Source organism: Geobacillus sp. ZGt-1, assembly GCF_001026865.1.
Lineage (GTDB): Bacteria > Bacillota > Bacilli > Bacillales > Anoxybacillaceae > Geobacillus > Geobacillus thermoleovorans.
In genome coordinates this window covers 1-1,762 of sequence record NZ_LDPD01000223.1, presented here as the reverse complement: position 1 = coordinate 1,762, position 1,762 = coordinate 1, and the positions used below count along the sequence as shown (strand labels likewise).

Genomic DNA, 1,762 nt, shown 5'->3' with positions numbered 1-1,762 from the left:
CACAAACGAGGTCATCACCCAGCAGCAAACGATTGCAGATCAATTTCGCCAGCTAGGGTTGTTGCCAAAGAAAATCGATGTAAACGAAGCGGTTTGGCGTGAAGCCAAATGAAGCGGAGACGGAATGGGAAGGGAAAACGGGGGGTGATTCGTGACAAAAAGTCATCGGCTGGCTTCGTTCGCAGCGTCATCCGTCAACAAGGACGCAGGACGGCGGCAGCTTGGATGAGAAACCACACTAGGAATGCGGAGGGGGAACGCGATGAAATCGTCGAGATGGACAGAATGGACTTGGGGGAAGGCGGTGCCATGGGTGTTGCCTGTTGCTCTGCTTGTGGCATGGCAAGCGGCTGTAGAAGCTGGTTGGTTGTCTTCGCGGGTGCTGCCGGCACCGACCGATGTGATCGCTGCTGCTTGGAATCTCGCATCAAAAGGAGAGCTATGGCAGCATTTGTCCATTAGTTTCTGGCGAGCTCTGACTGGATTTGCGATCGGGGGATCAATCGGATTTCTGCTCGGCTTGCTCAACGGGGTGTTTCGTCCGGCGGAACGTTGGTTGGATACATCGATTCAGATGATTCGGAATATTCCGCATTTAGCGATGATTCCACTCGTCATTTTATGGTTTGGCATCGGGGAGGAGGCGAAAGTATTTCTTGTTGCGCTAGGTGTGCTGTTTCCGATGTATGTCAACACATTGCATGGCATCCGCAATGTCGATGCTGGTTTGCTTGAAATGGGGCGCGTCTATGGACTTGGACCATGGCAGCTTTTTTGGCGCATTTGGCTGCCGGGCGCGTTATCGTCGATTTTGGTCGGGCTGCGCTATGCGCTGGGCATTATGTGGTTGACGCTCATCGTCGCGGAAACGATCGCTGCTGACCGCGGCATCGGGTATTTGGCCATGAATGCACGTGAATTTATGCAAACAGATGTCGTTGTGTTCAGTATTTTGCTTTACGCGCTGTTTGGCAAGCTCGCAGACAGCATTGCCCGTTTTTTGGAAAAACGTTGGCTTCGCTGGAATGTCAACTATCAAAATCGGTAACTGACATAAACGGAGTGGGAAAGGAGAGCGAGAGATGGAAACAGGACGAGGAGCAGAGCTCGTATTTGCGCAAGTGGCCAAACAGTTTGGCGATCAACAAGTGTTGCGCCGCATTGATTTAACGGTCAAACCGGGGGAGTTTATCGCCATTATTGGTCGCAGCGGCTGCGGAAAAAGCACACTATTGCGCTTGGCTGCTGGATTGGAGACGCCGACTTCCGGCATGATTCAGCTGGATGGACAGTTGCTTCATGGGTTGAATACAGCAGCTCGCGTCATGTTTCAAGACGCTCGTCTGTTGCCATGGCGGCGCGTCATCGACAATGTCGGCCTCGGCTTGAAAGGTGACTGGAAAGAACAAGCAATCACAGTGCTCGAACAAGTCGGTTTGGCAGACCGCGCGAATGATTGGCCATCGGTGTTATCCGGCGGCCAGCGTCAACGGGTGGCGCTCGCCCGCGCATTGATCAGCCGTCCACAGTTGTTATTGCTTGATGAACCGCTCGGTGCGCTTGACGCGTTAACGAGAATTGAAATGCAGCGGCTGATCGAACGATTATGGAGGGAACAACGCTTTACGGCTTTGTTGGTCACGCATGATGTTGATGAAGCAGTGATGTTGGCGGACCGCGTCGTGCTCATTGAGGACGGGGAATGCGCGCTTGATTTGCCTGTGCGCTTGCCGCGGCCGCGTCAGCGCGGCGATGCGGCGTT

General features: G+C 53.7%; 2 protein-coding genes. Both read left to right on the top strand.

Annotation, left to right across the window (positions count from 1 at the left end):
- The first annotated feature begins 262 nt into the window (after positions 1 to 262).
- Complete coding sequence (gene ssuC / locus VU18_RS16865; RefSeq protein ID WP_014196482.1) at positions 263 to 1,048, top strand: aliphatic sulfonate ABC transporter permease SsuC; 786 nt, start codon at positions 263 to 265, stop codon at positions 1,046 to 1,048.
- Positions 1,049 to 1,082: 34 nt separating this feature from the next.
- On the top strand, positions 1,083 to 1,762 hold a 680-nt coding region (locus VU18_RS16860; protein ID WP_047758638.1), incomplete at its 3' end, for an ATP-binding cassette domain-containing protein.